General features: G+C 43.5%; 9 protein-coding genes. 4 read left to right on the top strand and 5 right to left on the bottom strand.

Features of this window, described 5'->3' with window-relative positions; genetic code table 11:
* Nucleotides 1–4: 4 nt before the first annotated feature.
* The 5 genes from FGG15_RS10555 to FGG15_RS10535 form a co-directional block, all read right to left on the bottom strand.
* The gene (locus tag FGG15_RS10555; RefSeq protein ID WP_138836022.1) at nucleotides 5–1,339 is read right to left on the bottom strand and encodes an alpha-L-fucosidase; all 1,335 of its coding nucleotides are present in this window, start codon (nucleotides 1,337–1,339) and stop codon (nucleotides 5–7) included.
* A 29-nt stretch (nucleotides 1,340–1,368) separates the two neighbouring features.
* Complete coding sequence (locus FGG15_RS10550; protein ID WP_138836020.1) at nucleotides 1,369–3,513, bottom strand: GDSL-type esterase/lipase family protein; 2,145 nt, start codon at nucleotides 3,511–3,513, stop codon at nucleotides 1,369–1,371.
* Nucleotides 3,510–4,514, bottom strand: coding sequence for a metallophosphoesterase family protein (locus FGG15_RS10545; RefSeq protein WP_138836018.1), 1,005 nt, complete (start codon nucleotides 4,512–4,514; stop codon nucleotides 3,510–3,512). The genes FGG15_RS10550 and FGG15_RS10545 overlap by 4 nt, the downstream gene beginning before the upstream one ends.
* A gap of 8 nt (nucleotides 4,515–4,522) precedes the next feature.
* A complete protein-coding gene (locus FGG15_RS10540; RefSeq protein WP_138836016.1) occupies nucleotides 4,523–7,303 on the bottom strand; it encodes an NPCBM/NEW2 domain-containing protein in 2,781 nt (926 codons plus the stop codon).
* A gap of 81 nt (nucleotides 7,304–7,384) precedes the next feature.
* Complete coding sequence (locus FGG15_RS10535) at nucleotides 7,385–8,866, bottom strand: alpha-L-fucosidase (RefSeq protein WP_138836014.1); 1,482 nt, start codon at nucleotides 8,864–8,866, stop codon at nucleotides 7,385–7,387.
* 880 nt (nucleotides 8,867–9,746) lie between these two features.
* On the opposite strand from FGG15_RS10535, the gene FGG15_RS10525 reads away from it, so the two are divergent.
* The 4 genes from FGG15_RS10525 (at nucleotide 9,747) to FGG15_RS10510 (ending at nucleotide 18,568) form a co-directional block, all read left to right on the top strand.
* Nucleotides 9,747–10,808, top strand: a complete 1,062-nt coding sequence (locus FGG15_RS10525) for an aldose epimerase family protein (protein ID WP_138836012.1) — start codon at nucleotides 9,747–9,749, stop codon at nucleotides 10,806–10,808.
* A gap of 216 nt (nucleotides 10,809–11,024) precedes the next feature.
* A complete protein-coding gene (locus tag FGG15_RS10520) occupies nucleotides 11,025–14,429 on the top strand; it encodes a G8 domain-containing protein (RefSeq protein ID WP_138836010.1) in 3,405 nt (1,134 codons plus the stop codon).
* Between the two features lie 2 nt (nucleotides 14,430–14,431).
* Complete coding sequence (locus FGG15_RS10515) at nucleotides 14,432–15,148, top strand: hypothetical protein (protein WP_138836008.1); 717 nt, start codon at nucleotides 14,432–14,434, stop codon at nucleotides 15,146–15,148.
* Nucleotides 15,149–15,238: 90 nt separating this feature from the next.
* Complete coding sequence (locus tag FGG15_RS10510; protein WP_138836006.1) at nucleotides 15,239–18,568, top strand: T9SS type A sorting domain-containing protein; 3,330 nt, start codon at nucleotides 15,239–15,241, stop codon at nucleotides 18,566–18,568.
* The last annotated feature ends 9 nt before the right edge of the window (nucleotides 18,569–18,577 follow it).

Here is an 18,577-nt window from a genome sequence, read left to right as displayed (position 1 = left end):
TGTTTTAGTTACTTTCTATAACCGCTCCATCTTCACGGTATAGATCTACTTTTCCATCCAAAAGTAGGGCAAGTACAGTCATTTCTTCATCCAGAACGTGATCCGGGACATTGATGTAGGTGATTCCGGGATAATGGCTCCAGTACACTTTTCCTACTACTTTATGGGACAGTTTAGACCCTTGACCTACCACCCAAATACGGTTGATTTTGTTTTTAAGCCCGCGGACCACTACTTCTCCCTTGGGATCACCTTTAACAAAGAGGTAGAGAATGCTTCGGTCTTTGGATAAAGTGGTTGGGCCATAAAAATGTTCTTTGGGGATACCTGCAACGGTTCCATTGATAGCCTCCTGATGTTTACCGGTCCATCTTCCCAAACCTTTTAGAATGTCAACTTGTTCCTTGGGAATGGTTCCATCGGCTTTGGGGCCAATATCCAGTAAGAGGTTGCCCCCGTTGGCAATTACATCTGAGAAAATTCCTATGATTTGCCCTGTAGTTTTATAGTCGTTATCGTTCTTTTGAAAGCCCCAGGAGTTGTTCATGGTCATGCACAGTTCCCAAAATTTACTTTTGGGTTTGGTAATGGGCATTCCCTGTTCTGGCGTTGCATAATCGCCTTGATCGCGCAATCGGGAATTTAGGATGGTATTTGGATTTTTGTCCAATAACATCTGTCTTACCTTGGGAGCTTCCCATTCCTCGGAGTTATGTTCCCAGTCTCCATCAAACCAATAAAGGTCTGGATTGTAATTCTCGGATAGCTCTTTCAACTGTCCTTGGTAATAGTTGAGGAATTTTTGCCATCGATTGGGTTGTTCTTCAATGGTATAGCGAATGGAATCCCTGGTAAAATGGGTATAATCAGCATAGGACCAGTCGGGTAGGGAATAATAAATTCCCACCTTAAGTTGGTTCTTTCGCAATTCGTTCACAAAAGGGGTCAGCACATCTTTTTTAGCCGCGGAACCTTTGATGGCATTCAATTGGCCAAATTTGGTATTCCACAAAGCAAAACCATCATGGTGTTTGGAGGTAATAACGGAGTATCGTGCACCGCTTTCCTTGATCAGTTGTACCCAAGCTTTTGGATCGTATTTTTTTGCCGAGAATCCCTTGGTTTGCTTCAAGTAATCTTTGTGGGAAATGTACCCGTTAAAAAAAGACCACGATTCATCTATTCCATCCACGGCATAGAGCCCCCAGTGAATAAAAATCCCAAGCTTGGCGTCCTTGAACCATTGCATTTTTTTCTCCTTCCTTGCAACAGAATCCTGCGTTTGGGAGTTCATGGGAAGGAAAACCAGTAAGGTTATGGCAACAATTAGTTTTTTCATTTTAATAGTATTCTATACACTTTTAATTTCTAATTAATGGCTTCCAATTTTTCAACTTGTTCGACAATAAATGCAGCCCAAACCTTGTAGCCCGCAGGCTGCAAATGAATACCATCAGGACTATAATAATTGGTGTTCAGATTGCCTTCTTCATCACTAAAATTTTCAATCAAATTGAAATAATGAACGGACTTTCCATCTCCCAATGGAGTAATGAGCTCATGAACCTTCTCATATTTCTTTCTTCTTTCCGAGCTTTTATCCAGACCAGTGGGGAGCGGGCCAAAAAGTAAAATGTTGGAATTGGGTAATTTCTCCCTCGATAATTCAACGTTCAAGCGAATGCCTTCAGCAATTTCCTCTGCAGAGTTATATGGAAAGTTGTTCACCCCAATGGCCAGAGTGACAAACTTTGGGTTTCCTTCATTATAGTGCCCGTTTTTGATTCTCCAGGCCGTGTGCTGCGTTCGGTCTCCGGAAATACCTGCGCTGACCCAATTCAAGTTTTTGAAATGTTCTTCAGCTGCTGGAAGACCTGGTTTATAAGTGGTCAGCGTACGGTTCCCACCCCATCCTTGGGTTATGGAATTGCCAATCAGCAATAAATCAAGTTCACCAGAATTTCTACTTAAAGAGTCAATGTCCCGCATCTGGTACCACCAACCTTTACCCTCTTTCCATCCGGCAGCGGATCGGTATTCGGAACCAGGCGAGGGGATGGATGCAAAATTGATTTTTCGGCCCGAGGCCCTCAAGATAAAATCCACTATCGGTGTTGAATTTTCCAAACTGTGGGGATGATGGCCTACATCGGGTTTGTAGATTGTTGTAATAGCTCCCCCTGCAGCTTGAATTTCCTGCTCGAAAATCACGGTATTCTCATCAAACGGAACTACATTATCGGCCTCTCCGCACATATGGAGCATAGGAAATCCTGCTTGGGCCAGATCGGAAGTTTTATGGATTGGATTTCCATCAAAATTGTCAAGATCCTTTTCAGAGGAAATACCGTAAACTTCTTTAAATCGTTCCCAATCCGGTGGACTCCCATTGCCCTTGCCTTTGCCTCCTGGCCAGCTAGTTCCATCCAAAACAGGTGCATCGGCATATACGCAGACCACTTTTTCTGGATTGGCGGCTGCCCAGTTATAGATAATCAATCCACCACGACTCATGCCTTCCAAAACTACTTTTTCCGAAAGTCCTGCACCTGTCATTAATTCATAAAAATCGTTCCAATGGCCCACTGCTTTTTCATTACCATAAAGATTGGACACATCACAATAGGCAATATGAAACCCCCTTTCCAACAAAGCTATGTCTGTTTGGGGTTCGTGGCCCCAAAATCGGGCACGAAGCACCCAGGGTTTTCCCTTTGTTGTTCGTTTGGGTTGTACAACTTTACAATTTAAATCCATGTATTGGAAATTGGTATGTTGAAACCCGTGAAAATTTTCCTGGCTTTCAATTTGAACATCTTGATTTTCTAAGATGTTATAAGTCGATATGGTTTTTTGCACCAGCTGTTCATAAACCCGCTGCGCTATTTTAGTGGCTCCCAATGATGAGGGGTGAATCTTATCAGGGAACATGGATTCATCCGCAGCAAATATTTGATTTAGGTCCACGACCTCGCTTCCCGTTTCATAGGCCACTTTTTGGGTAAGTGGGATGATTTTATCCTGGATAATAGGATTCCAAATACTGGTTGAGTCCTGAAGAAAAGAGGGTAGAGGCAAGAGCAATACTATTCTTGCATACGGATGTTGGACTTTAAAAGATTCAATCAATTCTTTATAATCTTTTTCAAAATCAGTGTCCAGATACATTCGGTTTTGAAGCTTGGAGTCGTTGGTGCCCAATTTTATAAGAACAATGAGAGGGTTAAAGTCTAAAGCTTCCTGATATTTGCCGGATGCCCAGTACGGGTTATCTCCCTTTTTTAGAAGTGTGACACCGTTAACCCCGAAATTTTTAACTTGAAATCGTTCTCCCAAAAGACGCTGCAATTGTTTGGGATATGAATTCATATCCCGGTTGGCCATTCCTGCGCCATAGGTGATACTGTTTCCCACACAGGCTATTTTGACGGTTGCTCGTTCAGTAGAGCCTGTATCCCGGCATGACCATAACAGAACTACAAACAGGGTTAGCAAACACAGAAAGTGCCTCATGATTTCAATTTCATTTTGAATCCTGTGATTGTTGGGACAATGGGATCATGCGGGTCGGGTTCGGGCATTCCCATTTCCTTTGGGCCGGGACCAACAAATTCGGTTTTTCTAGGCTCCAAGGTAATTTTGTCTTTTTCGATTTTCATGAAAGTGAACAAAGATTCCTTATAGGGGATTGTGTATTTGATCCATTTATGCTGGGCGTCAATTTCCTTACTATATCGGATAGTTTGATAGTCGCCACCCACCCAGCGATAGGAAGCACTATTGACTTGTACATAATAAATACCATTGATCTTGGTCATAAAGTCTGTGTGGTGATGACCGCTCAGGCAGCAGAGTACTTTTTGATATCCTGCAGATGTATTGGCCTCTTCCAATATCTTTTGAATTTCCTTGAGGTTGGCGACCCCTCCATCCTCCAATTCCAGGGTTTGATGACTGAAGATAATAGTGGGTTTGTCCGTTTTTTCCAAATCTTCTTTGAGCCACCTTTGTTGTTCCTCGCCTATATAGCGATTATAACCTTCCCAAGGTTTTGGATTGGGATCATTGCCATCCAGGACCACAAAGTGGATACCTTTTTTGTCAAAGGAATAGTAATTGGAGGGCATGTCCCAAAATGTTCTGGTTTGCTCTTTGGTAAAACCTAGATCGGTATCGTGATTGCCCAGCACATGGTATTTTGAACCCGAATAACTGTTCCAAATGGACATAAAATTCTTGTTCTGATCTCGTGGAATGCAAAAATCCCCAAGCTGTAATATAAAATCGAGCTTACGTTGGTTGGCTTCATCCATGAACGCTTGCAATCGAGCTTCTGCATCATGCATTATATCCTGATGGACATCTGCAATTAGGCCAATCTCCAGAGCCTCACTTTTTAAGGAAAAGGGAAATGCTTCCAAAGGCAAAATCATGGCTGTACCCGCCATAGCGGAGAGTTTGATGAAATTCCTTCTGCTTTTATGATCTTTGGTTACTTTGCCGGTTGTGTCCATTTTTTTTCTTATTCGATTACGAGCCAGGTATATCCATTAGCTGGAATGTTTACCTCAATATTGATTTTATAATCCCTTGTTAACTTATAGGATTTGAACGACCCTTCCTTTTCCTTGACCTTGGCCGTTTCGGTTAGGCCGGTATAGTATAAAGGGAGGTCAATTTTTCTAATCATATCCTGATCGGTAGGATTGAATGCCATAAGCAAGCCTTTCTCTTTCAATTCAGGATTCACGTGCATAAATCCATCCCAATCCTTTCCTGAAGGGCGTCTTAAATGAATGATGTCGCTATTCAAAATCTCCCGATAGTTCTTGTACCAATCAATGACCTTTTTGACTACCGCTTTGGTTTTTGGGGTGTCGTACAATCGAGGACCACGGTAACAAGCCTGTACCCCGGAACCATAGTTCTGCATCATGTGGCTTTCGTAGGCATCCAAGTGCTCATTTAGTGGTTCAAGCGTAGCTGCGGCTCCCCCACCATGGTATTCGGTTAAGGGAACAAACGTCCAGCACATGCTGGGAATGCTTTTCCAAAGCCCGTCATAAATGTTGCTGCGCCCCAATACCAATTGTCTATTTCTGGGCAAGGACCAATTGACTTCCCTATATCCGATACCCGTTTTATTGGTTCCGGAATTGAGATAGAAATCGGGGACGTTCATATAAATTCCCTGGGCACGCATCCATTGGTATAATCCTTGGATTTGGGCATATTGTTTCCACTGGGAATCTTCCAATCCATTGTGGTGTGCATGACTGGTTGAAGCACAAACATTACCGGGATAAGAACCATCATTTTCAAAGACCTGCATGCCCGTTTTGGTAAAGAACTTTTTGATTTTTCTAAAATAATCGTGACCCCAGTCGCTGCTCAAACAAGGTGACGAACCAAAGATCATACCTCCTCGTTTTCCGGTTTTGGGATTAATGACATCCACTTCTTCGCTGATCCATCTACTGGATAGGAGGGAATAACCGCCAAGCTCCACGCCCTTGGAATTGGCATAGGCTACCAAATCCTTGAATTTTTGATAATAGGTCTCGGACTCCTTTTCCATGTCCAATCCGCTTCCGAAGCTTAAGATAATCATTTCGTAGCCCACTTCGGCACATTGGTCCACGGCGGTTTTTATCTTCTGTGGATCCGTTGAGGTAAGATGCAAAAAAATGGGATTTTCGGTGGTCCAAGGCGAAATGGTCCTGTACATTTTTCTTAAGAAAAGCCCTTTGCGTTCTTTGTCAAAACTGTCGAAAGGGGTTTCCCAAGCCCTGAAGGTGGTCAATGATTCTCCGGGTGGAACACCGGTGTCTGGTCCCAGCGGAGGCCTTACCTCCAAGATACAAGGCAATTTCAAAGGGTAGTTGGTTTGGGAGGTGTATCGTGGATCAATTTCCCAATAGGTGGTTTTATCCGAGGTTTTTTGTTGCATGGCCCCGAAGGCATAATCAGTTTCAATGTGAATGTTCGGTTTTTCAAAATGTTCTGGAACATCCACCAAACTTTCGCCCTCAACCATCGCCAACTGTTCCAATTTAAAATGGTTCAATTGCACCAACAAATCCCCCTCATTGATTACCTCTATCCACTTGCTCAAAGTGGGCAACCCATCGTATAATGCATAGTGAACTTTTACTTTGATATTATCCTTAACCAAGGTAAATACCAATTCTTTTCCTTTGGGCATATTTGGATTTGAAGCCCATCTGACGCGTTTCCATTCCAAGCGATCTTCGATATTTTTTATCTCGAAATCCTGAATCAAAAAGGCATTTGGAGTGGCAGTTAATTGATCTACCCATGTCATTAAGGTATAAGCATATTCGGGTTGTTTGCTGAGTCCACCTATAGTATAAGGTTTGCCGTCTATGGTCAATACTCCTTCATTGGAAACTGCACGGAGCAAACTTTCCCCTGTCATTTGATTGATATAATCAATGGTGGCCAGGTTGGGGGATAATCGGAAAACCCGAGCTACGAGTCCGTTGGAGAGGACAATATCTTTGTTGGTATTGGTGCGATAAATGTTGGCCTTGGCTTGGGAATTGTCCAGAAGCCAATCGTATTTGGGCTGTTCCAAAGGTGTTTGTGTCAGTGGCAAGGCACTTATTTTTTCCATCAAATGCTCTTCAAGGGCCTTGTCCATTGTTGGAGCTTCACTAACGTATTCGGTTTCCACAATGATTGGGGCAATCTCAAAATAATCGATGCTTGGATTTATCCAAACGGCATGGTCTCCGCTGGCTCCGTCTCCACCATCTTCAACAATCAATTCCAAAACGCCGCCTTTTACTTGTAGGTCCACACTTTTAGCCTTATCGCCCTTGCGCATCAAACCACTGTTAAAGACCTCCTTACCATTATGCAGAACTTTGAAAATGGCACTGCCTTCATCGACATTCCCATTGGCCCCTTCTAGACCCACAAACTGTTTGCGGGTATCGGTAACCTGATAAAACATGCGTTTACCGTCGGTTAATGGGATGCTCTTAATGGAACTCCCCGAATAGTCTATGTTGGAATCGTTGATACCGACTTTGGCCGAAAAACTGGATCCATCATACATTTTTATTTTGAGGGAAGAGTTGGCATGCACGCCAATACCCTTGGCAAAATTTTCACCAGCTATGGATAGGGGTTCACCCGTAACAGATTTGTCTTTAACAGGAGCACTATAGCTTTGTTGGGCGTGCGCAATTTCCAAGTCACCAACGTCAACATAGGATTGGGCATTGATCATAGGTGCTCCCGCCAAAAGGAATACTAATATCTTAAGTGTTTTCATCTCATCCACTTTCGCGTTATAGGAAGTTGGTCCTAAAGGATTTTGTCCCTTATTCTATTAATGGTCCAAAATTGCTTGTCCTTATTTTGTTATTCTAAAGGTATAAGCATATAGATCTGTGGGCTTAATCTTGTTGGGATCATATTCTGGCAGTAGCAGAACCATATCCTTACCAGATTGTTTCCAAGTAACTTCTTCCCCTGTGGCTAGTAGTACGACTTTGGTTCCTTTGTTGGGCTTAAAGTCACGTATGCTCAGTTCTTTACCTGGCCATTTGGGGACTATGGCAAAATAGGCTTCTTGGTTTTGTGTGAAAAATGCTTCCTTGACAGCATATCCCTCTTCAGGATCAACTGTTTGTTTCAGTATAAAATCTCCGCCCAAATAATGCTGTTTGGGCTTGTAGTTTTGAATGCCTTCAGACCATTGAAAAGAATACTTCCAAGGCCTGGTTCCATAGATGGCTTCGCCATTGACCTTAAGCCATTTCCCTATTTTCAAAAGGCGTTCCTGCATGATGGGTGGAATAGAACCGCGTCCATCCGGCCCAATGTCCAACAACAAATTCCCTCCAGTACTGACAATGTTGACGAGCATCAAGACCAAGGCTTTGGGGGAGTTGTAATCTTGGGCATCTTCATTTTGGTTGTAGCCAAAAGAGAAACCCATGCCCCTGCATTCCTCCCAGGGTTTGGTAAATTCAGGAGCTTCGGACTCGTATTCCGTGGTAAAATAGCCCCCGTGTATTTTTCGAATCCCTTTGCCCCAACGGTCATTGATCACAATGGAGTTCTTGACAGTGGATTCATTGAAGAGCCAGGCAAGAAATTCCTTGGACTTCCATTTGTCATCTTCCATGTCCCATTCTCCGTCTGCCCACAGCACATCCGGTTCGTATTTTTGCACCAAATCTTTGATTTGGGGAAGGAAGTGCTCATCTACAAAGCGAGGCTTGGCATTTTGCCACCACGGGTGGTACCATTCGTATAGGGAATAGTAAAGTCCCATTTTTATGGAAGTTTTTTTGATGGCCGTAGAAAGTTCGCCAACCAAATCCCTTTTGGGGCCAATTTCCATGCTGTTCCATGCGAAACCTCTATCATTGGCTTGCTCGTTGGGCCATAATGTGTAGCCATCATGATGTTTGGAGGTTAATACAATATACTTGGCTCCGGCTTTCTCAAAAAGTTGTGCCCATTCGTCAGGCTCAAATAAATCGGCCTTAAAAAGATTGCCAAATTGGTAGTAGCTAAAGTCCTCTCCATATTTCTTGTTGTGATATTGGGTAACCTCGTCTCCTTTAAAATTCCCGTTGCCGAATAGGGCGGAGCTTTGTAGCCAATATTGATACCACTCAGAATAGGTTCCTTTGGGCGACCATGCGGGTACTGAGTAGGGACCCCAGTGGATAAAAATGCCAAATTTGGCATCTTGGAACCAATCGGGAACTGGCCTGGAATCCAGAGATTCCCAAGTGGGTTCATACGTTTTTTGAGCTTGAATGGCCGCTGTGCTTAACAAGCAAAATAATATAAGGACAGATAATTTTTTTGAGCTATTCATTTATTGATGTTTTAGTCCAGTTCTTTGGAATTATTGGCGTAAACGTTGTAGCAAGTTGTAAAAATAGCGGCCTTGACCAGGGTTAGCTTCTAGAAATTATGCTTCTGTCGATACTTTTTTTGCTCATCTGGAAAACCGAAGGATTGCATTAGTTGAGTTTTGCCAACTTTTTGAGAAAGATTTAATTGAATTTGGAGGAAGCGAATTTTATAAAGGAAAGGGAAATCATAGCAGTAGAATTAAGGAGCTAAGAATCAAAGCTGGGTATACCAGATATGATATTTTTACCATTGAAAATGGCTTGCACCGCAAAAACTACTGGCGTTTGGAGAAGGGAGAAAATTTTACCATCAACACCTTAATCAGAATACTGAAAATACATGGTATTTCTTTGGGGGATTTTTTCAAAGGAATGTAACTACAACGAAATGATCTCAAAACAAAAAACCCTTCAACTTTGTTGAAGGGTTTTGCGGTCTGGACGGGACTTAAACTTTTCTTTACTCTCTCTCTCTCTCTCTCTCTCTCTCTCTGTTTTAAGGACCTGCCAAAAGGTGGCTTTTTGGACTCACCGTAAGGCTTACCTTTTGACAAAGTTTAACATAATGGAGTATAAAGTCAAACCAAATTTAGATAGCTGTCAAGAATTAGTTTTTAACATAACCAGGTGCACGAATTTAGATGCAAGAACATATTGGACAGGGTTTGAGAATATTTCTTATTAAAACTTAATAATATAATATTATAAAGATTATATTTGCCCATCCTCACGTAATGGATTTAATAAGCATGTGTCTCATTTAAATGTGATATGGCGTTAATGCCCAGGACATTTTCATTCTTGGAAATAAAAGTGAACAAACCTAACCAATATAATTTAATGACTATAGAAGAATCAACTTTTGGCCACACCAAGGAGAACAAAGAAGTGTCGCTTTTTAAGCTGAGTAACGGCTTTGAAATGAAGGTGGAAATTCTTAATTATGGAGGCATCATAAAAAACATATTCGTTCCTGACCGATATGGGAAGGTAGAAGATGTGGTTCTGGGTCATGATGATATCCTAGGTTATGAGGAGAAAAGCGATTATTTTGGATGTATAGCAGGGCGTTTTGCAAACAGGATAAACCAGGGGAGATTCTATATCAACGGAACTCAGTTTCAGTTGCCTCAAAACAGCAACGGAAATAGTTTGCACGGTGGTGTCAAAGGTTTTGATAAACAGGTTTGGGAAGCCCAAGTATTCAATAGAGGAAAGGAGGTGGGAGTTTCCTTGTTTTATCTAAGTAAAGATGGTGAAGAAGACTATCCGGGCAACATGAAATGTTGGGTGACCTACACCTTGGACAATAGCAACCAACTGAGAATCGAATACCGGGCGGAAACGGATAAAACAACGATTGTTAACTTAACCAATCACACCTACTTTAACCTAAAGGATGGAGGCGAGACTAATATTCTCGATCACAATTTGAGGATTTATGCTTCGCACTATACACCTGTAGATTCTAATTTAATACCCTTTGGCACTCTTGATTCAGTGGAAGATACACCTTTTGATTTTCGGGAGTTTGCACCTATTGGCGATAAAATTGACCAAGAGCATACGCAATTGGTAAATGGAGGTGGATACGATCACAATTTTGTGTTGGATAAGAACAATGGAGAGTGCAATTTAATAGCTAGCGTCTATGAACCCATTTCTGGAAGAATGCTGGAAGTTTTAACAACGGAACCTGGGATTCAGTTTTATTCTGGTAATTTTCTTAAAGGTGATATTGTAGGTAAAAATAATGTGCCTTACGAATATCGGTCAGGACTTTGCTTGGAAACACAACACTTCCCCGATTCACCAAACCATAAACAGTTTCCTTCCACAATTTTGAATCCTGGTGAGCAGTTTGAGAGTACCACCATTTACAAATTTGGGGTTGAACCTTAATCGATTGGGCTACGGACTTGAATCCAGTCCATAGGACGTATCTGTCCTGATGTTCCGGAAAAGATTATTTCAAAAACTAACTTCTTAACATAATTTATGTTACTTACTAAAGATTAATAAGTAACTTGTCGTTTGATTTCGACATTTAATACTTAGGGGGTTGGGTAAACCTTATTTGTAGTGTTTATAAGGTTAGTTATAAATATTAATTAAGATATGAGAAAACGACTATTTCGAATAAATCATTTAAAATTCCTGATCGCCATATTGGTCTTGATGGCCTCCGTTTGGAACCTACAAGGGCAGTCTGCCGTCGAAGTGGCAGGTACGGCTACAGTCACTGCCACCCAAAGTGGTAATTGGAGCGCAGTTTCAACCTGGGGAGGCAATATTCCAGGTAATAATGCAAGGGTTTTGATTCCAAACAATGTGACCGTCACTGTCGACGGTTTAATCGCCCAGAATTTCAAATCCATTCGTATTGCCACTGGCGGAAAACTACAATATGCCACCGACGTGAATACTGAACTCAGAACAGAGTTTTTGGTCAGCGAAATGGGGGGGTCTTTTGAAATTGGAACAGAAGCCAATAAGGTAGGTGCAACAGTGACCGCAAAATTGGTATTTGCATGGCTGGGTGGCACCACACAAGCTGAAGACCCTAATCGATTCGCTCCAGGAGCGGTTCTCATGGGGCCGGTTCGTATGCATGGGGCAGACAAGACTAGTTGGACCACACTTGCGGTCCATCCTACCTCTGGAGTTACCCAGTTGTCCCTTGGTTCAACGCCTACGGGATGGAGAGTGGGTGATGAGCTGGTGGTGGCAGGAACGGATATCAACGACTATCAAAGTGATGAAAAGGTTACCATCAGCGGCATTGATGGAAGCACTATAACCTTGATCAACGCATTGACTAAAAACCACCAGCCGCCTTCGCAATTGACCGGTATGGTTGATGTGCATGTGTCCAACAATACAAGAAACATCATTGTTTCCTCAGAAAACCCCAGTGTATCAGTACTTAGCGGAACCAATGGTTTTGGAAAACCAAGGGGACATATGATGTTCATGCACAATTCAGATGTCATTTTAAAATATGTGGAAACCGAGAACACTGGGAGAACGGATAAGGCCATTGAATTGGATGATTGGTCCGTGCCGGAGGAAGGAGAAGAAGGTCAACCCGATCCCAGATTTAGTACTACGGTTCCGTATCCAGCAGGGGAAGGTAAAAACCCGAGGGGAAGATATTCCATTCACTTCCATAGAACTTTGGACACCAATGCCAACAAAGCACTTGTGGAGGGATGTGTGGTCAACAATGACCCGGGATGGGGCTATACAAACCACTCTTCCAATGTGGATTTTATCAATAATGTGAGTTATGAAGTGGTTGGTTCGGCCTATTGTACCGAAGCAGGGGATGAGTTAGGTTCTTTCTTGCGCAACATTGCCATTAGGACCTACAACACTTCAGAACCCTTAAACCTAGGTCGCCCAGCGGGTGGTGAATTGGGAATTGAGGGAGGGCGCACCGATGGTCTTACCGATGGCAGGGAACAAATCTCTGATTTTGCCCATCAAGGGGATGGGTTTTGGGTTCATGGCACGGGAGTTACGATTGAGGGGAATGTGGTCTCTGGGTGTAGTGGACATGCTTATATCTATTGGACCGAGGGACTTTGGGAGAGTCTTAAAGGTCGGCCGCAGATGCAAAACAGGATTGACCTGTACGTAGACCCTGCGGAATTTCCCGAGCTCAATGCCGAAGTAAAAGCTAGGGCCCAGCAATATCCCAATTGGATTTTTGATGTTTGGTACATTCTTCCCAAACCCTTCAAGGATAACATTGGATATACTTCGGCCCAAGGATTTCGTGGAGATTATATCATGACGGAGTTTCATGAAACCAATGATCCGGAAAGCATTGAATTCAATGTAATGCCTCCCAATTATCGCAATACGATGAACTTGGTGATTGAGAACACCTTGTTATGGGGTATCCGAAGGACAGGAATGCAATTTGAGAACTGTGCCCAGATCACCTTAAAGAACAACAAGATATATGGGTATGGTGCTTCCACAGCTTTAGCACCTTGGCGACCCCAACCCAACCCTTATCCCGGACTTTTGGAAGTGGAGCCGCACTCCATTGGTGTGGACTTGGATCAATATCACAATACGCGTAGCTGGATCCTTGAGAATAATACTATAGTAGGGTGGGACGGTGAATCACAAGCATTGACTTTGCCCATGAATGCAGAGGTGTTGGTGAACGGAGGAACTTTTGATAATTCAGGAACGGACATTTTTATTCGGGAAGTGAACTGGGCCAGGGACTGGCAAGATAGGGTAGTAAACAATGAGGAGGTCAATGATCCAGGCAATAATAGTAGAATGATAATTGCCGACCCTACTCCTATAGATAAAACCACACCTTGGAGGAATATCCTCATCCAAGGCAATATCGTTTTTAATAAACCAGATAAAAATATTGTGTTGGATGCCCAGATGCACCTGGTAAATAATGCAGGGGATTCTTTTGCATTGCTTCACCCTGATGGATCTGGTGTGAAAATGACCGGATACTTCTTACTTCCGGACAACATCACCTTAAATTTTGGGCCCTTCAACAATACCAAAGTTTATTTTGATGAACAGGCTGCGGATTTTGTACCGGTTCCCACGGCCAATCTATTAGACCCTCTTAGGTATGATGCGGAAAACATCTTTCCCGAACGTCGTACGCCAAATGTATTTCTAGGAAAAAGCAATCAGGAATTACAAACACTTTATGGAACCTCCTTGGGTGGGAAAATATTGCCTGTAACGGCGAACACGCACCCAATGATCACTGGAGGAAAAGTGATTTATGCTGTTGAGGGGTGCCCCATTGATGATCTGCCGTCCAACAACTTTACCATTAATGTGGTGGACGAGACCTGTGCTGGAAAAAACAATGGAAGCATATCCATCACGAGCCAGCAATCAGGTTCATATCTGGCCAAGGTTAATGGGGCGGAGCAGTCATTTACCACCAATGTGGATTTCAATAACCTGGCTCCAAACACTTATTCAGTCTGCATCTCCTACATAGGTACAACGGTTGAGTGCGAACGCTGTTTCGAATTAGAAATAGGCGGGGGAATTGCCCTTTCGGGAACCTCATCACTAAAGGCAAAACCTGGATTAGGTAATGAAGTAGCGGTAAAAATGGCTACTGGGACAGCACCCTATACAGTTCGAGTGAATGATAAAGTGGTGGGACGATATTCAAACAGGGATTTTTCCATTCCCGTGGAACACCGAGACCGGGTAACAATTACTTCGGATAAACATTGCGAAGGTCAATTGGATTTTCTGGCCGAGTTATATGAATTGATCGAGATTTACCCCAATCCTGTTCTAGACCATTTCAACATCCGTCTTCCTTCAGACGAAATGGATAGTCTTACTGTCGGAATATATACGATGAACGGAACATTGCTCCAACAAAAGGAATATACGATCCAAAATCGTGAGGCTTTAGTAAAGGCGGATGGATTAAAAAGAGGTCTGTATATGCTCAAGGTGGGCTGCGAAGGACATGAACGAAACTTTAAAATAATCAAAAGATAAAAATGAAAATAATAAATAAAAGTAGGGTGGTCCTAGCCCTCGTGGTTTTTTCAGTGATAATGTTCAACAGCTCTTGCTCTAAAGGAGACGATGAACCTGGCGGAGGCCCAGGGCCTGGGCCAGGTAATGAGGTACCCCTTAAAGCAGCAAAATTGGAGTTTCCGACCAATGATCTTATTTGTACCAACTTTAATTTGGAATTCAGATGGTCGGATAGCAATACGGGTACGACTACCCAAGAAATTGAGGTATCCAAGGATAATGGCTTTTCAACCTCTGTGTTCCAGGAAGTGGTTAGCGGAAATACAAAGGTCTATACCCTAGAACGGAATACGACCTATTATTGGCGAATTATAACCAAAAGATCGGGGTCGGAGGAGAACGCTACTTCTGAGGTATGGAAGTTTGTAACGGAACCTGAGGCAACTACAAATAGTGTCCCTTATCAACCAACTTTGGTCTCTCCGGCCAACGAAGCTACGGTTGTTGGAGGCACCGCAGATTTAACATGGTCGGGGGAAGATCCTGATAACGATGCACTTACCTATGATATATATTTCGGGACGTCCAATCCGCCGGCTTTATTGACCGCGGGTGTTTCGGAAACAATCAGAACTGTTGATCTTCAAGGTTCCGGCACCTATTATTGGCGGATTGTGGTTAAGGATGACAAACAATCTGCGTCGGTAGGACCAGTTTGGAATTTTAAGATTGATTGATTTGGATGGTGTGGACCGCCGGCTTGATAGAGACAAAGCTGGCGGTCTTTTTTAGCAACTTATTAGTGAAAGTAAAAACGAGTAGAACGGATGATCAACAATTACATCAATTTGTCAAAAAGAGTTAAGAATTGTAAACACTTTGCTGCTTTTGTGCTGTGCTTGGTGTTTGCACAGTGTGTGGGATTAGGGCAATCACCTGTGGACGTCGCGGGTACCCCAACGATCACAGCCAGCCAAAGTGGCAACTGGAGTGCATCTTCCACATGGGGAGGCAATCTGCCATCGGACGATGACAGAGTTTTGATCCCGAACGGCATAATCGTTACCGTGGATGGGCTTATCGCACAGGAGTTTAAATCAGTTCGAATAGCTCAAGGCGGGAAGTTACAATATGCAACCAATGTCAATACCGAATTACGCACAGAATACTTGGTCAGCGAAATGGGCGGTTCCTTTGAGATTGGGACAGCTGCAAATAAAGTGGATACCTCTGTTACTGCAAAACTGGTTTTTGCGGAAAGAGGAGGGACTACACAAACGTTTGACCCGCAAAGATTTGCCCCAGGAGCTGTGCTTATGGGCCCCGTTCGGATGCACGGAGCGGACAAGACCAATTGGTTGGCCTTTGATAATGCAAATCAACCGGATGCTGGTGCAACCCAGTTGGTCCTCAATTCCGCACCCTCGGGTTGGAGGATTGGGGACAAGTTGGCATTGGCAGGGACTGATATCAATAGCTTTACCAGCGATGAGGTAGTGGAAATATTCGAGATTTCGGGAAATGTAATCACCCTACAAAGCCCATTGACCCTAGACCATAAGGCGCCATCACAAGCTGCTGATCTTGATGTGCACTTGGCAAATTTGACCAGAAACATCATTGTTACTTCTGAAAATCCAAGTGTGACTTCCATCAGCGGGGAATTTCGCAAGCCAAGGGGCCACATGATGTTCATGCACAATCAAGATGTGGATTTGCGATATGTAGAAGCCAACAATACGGGAAGGACAGACAAATCCATCATTTTGGATGATTGGGATTTTGAAGATTTGGAAAGAGGTCAGGACACAGGTTCACCGGTGCCCAACGGAGGGAGGAATCCCAGGGGGCGTTATTCTTTTCACTTCCATAGAGGTGCAGTGGATACCAGTGTGTACCCGGCCAAGGCCTTTTTGCCAGACCCGGCCCATGTGGAAGGTTGTGTAGTCAATAATGATCCGGGGTGGGGTTTTGTGAACCATTCTTCCCGTGTCAACTTTGTCAGGAATGTAAGCTATGACGTAGTAGGGAGTGCATTTTGTACCGAATCGGGGAACGAAACAGGTTCCTTTATAGAGAACATTGCCATACGGACCTATAACCCCACAGAGCCTATGACAGCAGTTCCAAGGCCAAGGAACTCATATTTTGAAGGTGGTCCTACCCAAGCTTTGGCCGATATCAGGGAAGGGAGACAGGATTTTGCTTGGCAAGGCGATGGTTTTTGGTTTCACGGGACCGGCGTTACCGTTGAAGGGAACGTGGTGGCAGGATCTACCGGCCATGCATATGTATACTGGGTAGACGGACTTATTGAAAAAGGATTGGGAATGGCCCGCGGCGATATTGATACCCATGTACCGGCTGCGGAATTTCCTGTTCTGAACCAGGCCCTGAAGGATTGGAAAGCGCATTATCCAGGGTTTGTACTGGACATTTGGTACCTACAGCCCCGTCCGTTTCGCAACAATACTGCCTACACCTTGGCTAGGGGCGTGCATACCTATTATGTGCATACGGAGTTTCACTTGAGCAGAGAGGAAAGTAATGATCCAGAAGAATGGATGAACCTTACTCCGGATATTTATCGCCAACAGCTTAACTTGGTTTTTGACAATACCATACTATGGAACATCAGAAGAAGGGGTTTTGGGCATAACCATACCTCCAACGTGACCATCCAAAACTCCAGGGTGGTAGGTTATAATGCTTCCACGGAATTTGAAAATTATGGGGCCAATCCCCTCCCAGGAGTAGTGGCCGAAGAACCTGTTGCAATTGGGATAGATCTTGATTTTTACCACAATACCTACAACTGGAACTTGATCAACAATACCATTGAAGGTTTTTCTGGGAATGCCGTTGGGCTTACCACTGCATTAAATGCCAATGTAACCATTGATGGGGGAACTTTCAATAATTCAGGGACCGATATTGAGATTAAAAATCCGACCCAGCAACCCAATGAAGATTTTCCTATGGTCTTTGATGGAGGATATCCAAGAGTCGCGATAAAGGAGTCTGCAGGTCCTATCAATTTTTTGAATGCGCACAAGAATATTGTGCTCTTGCCACAACTACACAACCATAATTTTGACCAGGATGGATTTGCCCTGTTGGCGGATGCCAAAGAAGAGAATTGGTTCTTTACCCCACAGAACATTTCCTTTGATTTTGGTCCATTCAAGGATTCTCAAGTCTATTACAATGCGCAAGATGCCAATTACGTTGCCATCACCAATGAAGCCAGATGTACCCTTGAAAATGGTGATGAGTGTATCGATAACCGATATGTTGGTAAGACCAACCAACAGCTAAGTGCACAAAATAATGGGCAGTCCTTTGCCGGAGCTATTACACCTATAACAGCCGTCCCGCATCCTTTGGTTGTTGGAGGCAAGGTTTTGGGCATAAGCGTGGAGGGCTGTCCATTGGATGATTTGGGGCAAAATAATTTTGACATCAAAGTCGTGGGAGAAACCTGTTTGGGAAAGAACAATGGTAGCATCCGCATCAGTAGTGCCCAATCAGGAGTATATAATGCGAAGGTCAATGAGGTAGATTATCCGTTTACAGAAGAAACCCAAATTGATGGGCTGACTTCGGGAAACTACGAATTGTGCATCAGCTATATTGGTGCAGCGAGTGATTGCCAGCGTTGCTACGAGATGGCCATAACGGCAGGAAGTGAAATTTCAGGGAGCACCTACCTTGTTGCAAAAACGGGACAGGACCATCAATTGTCCGTGGAAATTGTCAATGGGACCGCACCCTTCACTGTTCGGGTGAACAAGGATGTTGTAGGTCGTTTTAATAGCAAGGAATTTAAGGTCCCAGTAGAGCATGGTGATAAAATAACAGTGACTTCGGATAAGGCATGTGAAGGACAAATGGGGTACAAGGCAGAGCTGTACGAGCTTATCGAACTTTACCCAAACCCGGTCAGTGATTATTTTACCATAAGCGTTCCATCAAAAAGGATCAAGTCGATAGACGTTGGAATTTTCTCTATGGGTGGGACATTGATCCAACAAGAGGATTACCAGATTGAAGCCCAACAGGCCAGGATTCCTACGGATAGTCTTGTGCCTGGTGCTTATGTCGTCAAGGTAGGTTGTGAAGGCAAAAACGGATCCTATAAAATCATCAAGAAGTAAAACTAGGTC

This window comes from Flagellimonas algicola (assembly GCF_005937185.1).
Classification (GTDB): Bacteria; Bacteroidota; Bacteroidia; order Flavobacteriales; family Flavobacteriaceae; genus Flagellimonas; species Flagellimonas algicola.
Note: the sequence above shows the minus strand (reverse complement) of the source record. Positions and strands in the feature narration are given on the sequence as shown.

What these genes read in the sequence shown, in the direction of transcription:
- FGG15_RS10555 (WP_138836022.1), bottom strand. Translation starts at nt 1,339, where the DNA reads ATGAAAAAACTAATTGTTGCCATAACCTTACTGGTTTTCCTTCCCATG.
- FGG15_RS10550 (WP_138836020.1), bottom strand. Translation starts at nt 3,513, where the DNA reads ATGAGGCACTTTCTGTGTTTGCTAACCCTGTTTGTAGTTCTGTTATGG.
- FGG15_RS10545 (WP_138836018.1), bottom strand. Translation starts at nt 4,514, where the DNA reads ATGGACACAACCGGCAAAGTAACCAAAGATCATAAAAGCAGAAGGAAT.
- FGG15_RS10540 (WP_138836016.1), bottom strand. Translation starts at nt 7,303, where the DNA reads ATGAAAACACTTAAGATATTAGTATTCCTTTTGGCGGGAGCACCTATG.
- FGG15_RS10535 (WP_138836014.1), bottom strand. Translation starts at nt 8,866, where the DNA reads ATGAATAGCTCAAAAAAATTATCTGTCCTTATATTATTTTGCTTGTTA.
- FGG15_RS10525 (WP_138836012.1), top strand. Translation starts at nt 9,747, where the DNA reads ATGACTATAGAAGAATCAACTTTTGGCCACACCAAGGAGAACAAAGAA.
- FGG15_RS10520 (WP_138836010.1), top strand. Translation starts at nt 11,025, where the DNA reads ATGAGAAAACGACTATTTCGAATAAATCATTTAAAATTCCTGATCGCC.
- FGG15_RS10515 (WP_138836008.1), top strand. Translation starts at nt 14,432, where the DNA reads ATGAAAATAATAAATAAAAGTAGGGTGGTCCTAGCCCTCGTGGTTTTT.
- FGG15_RS10510 (WP_138836006.1), top strand. Translation starts at nt 15,239, where the DNA reads ATGATCAACAATTACATCAATTTGTCAAAAAGAGTTAAGAATTGTAAA.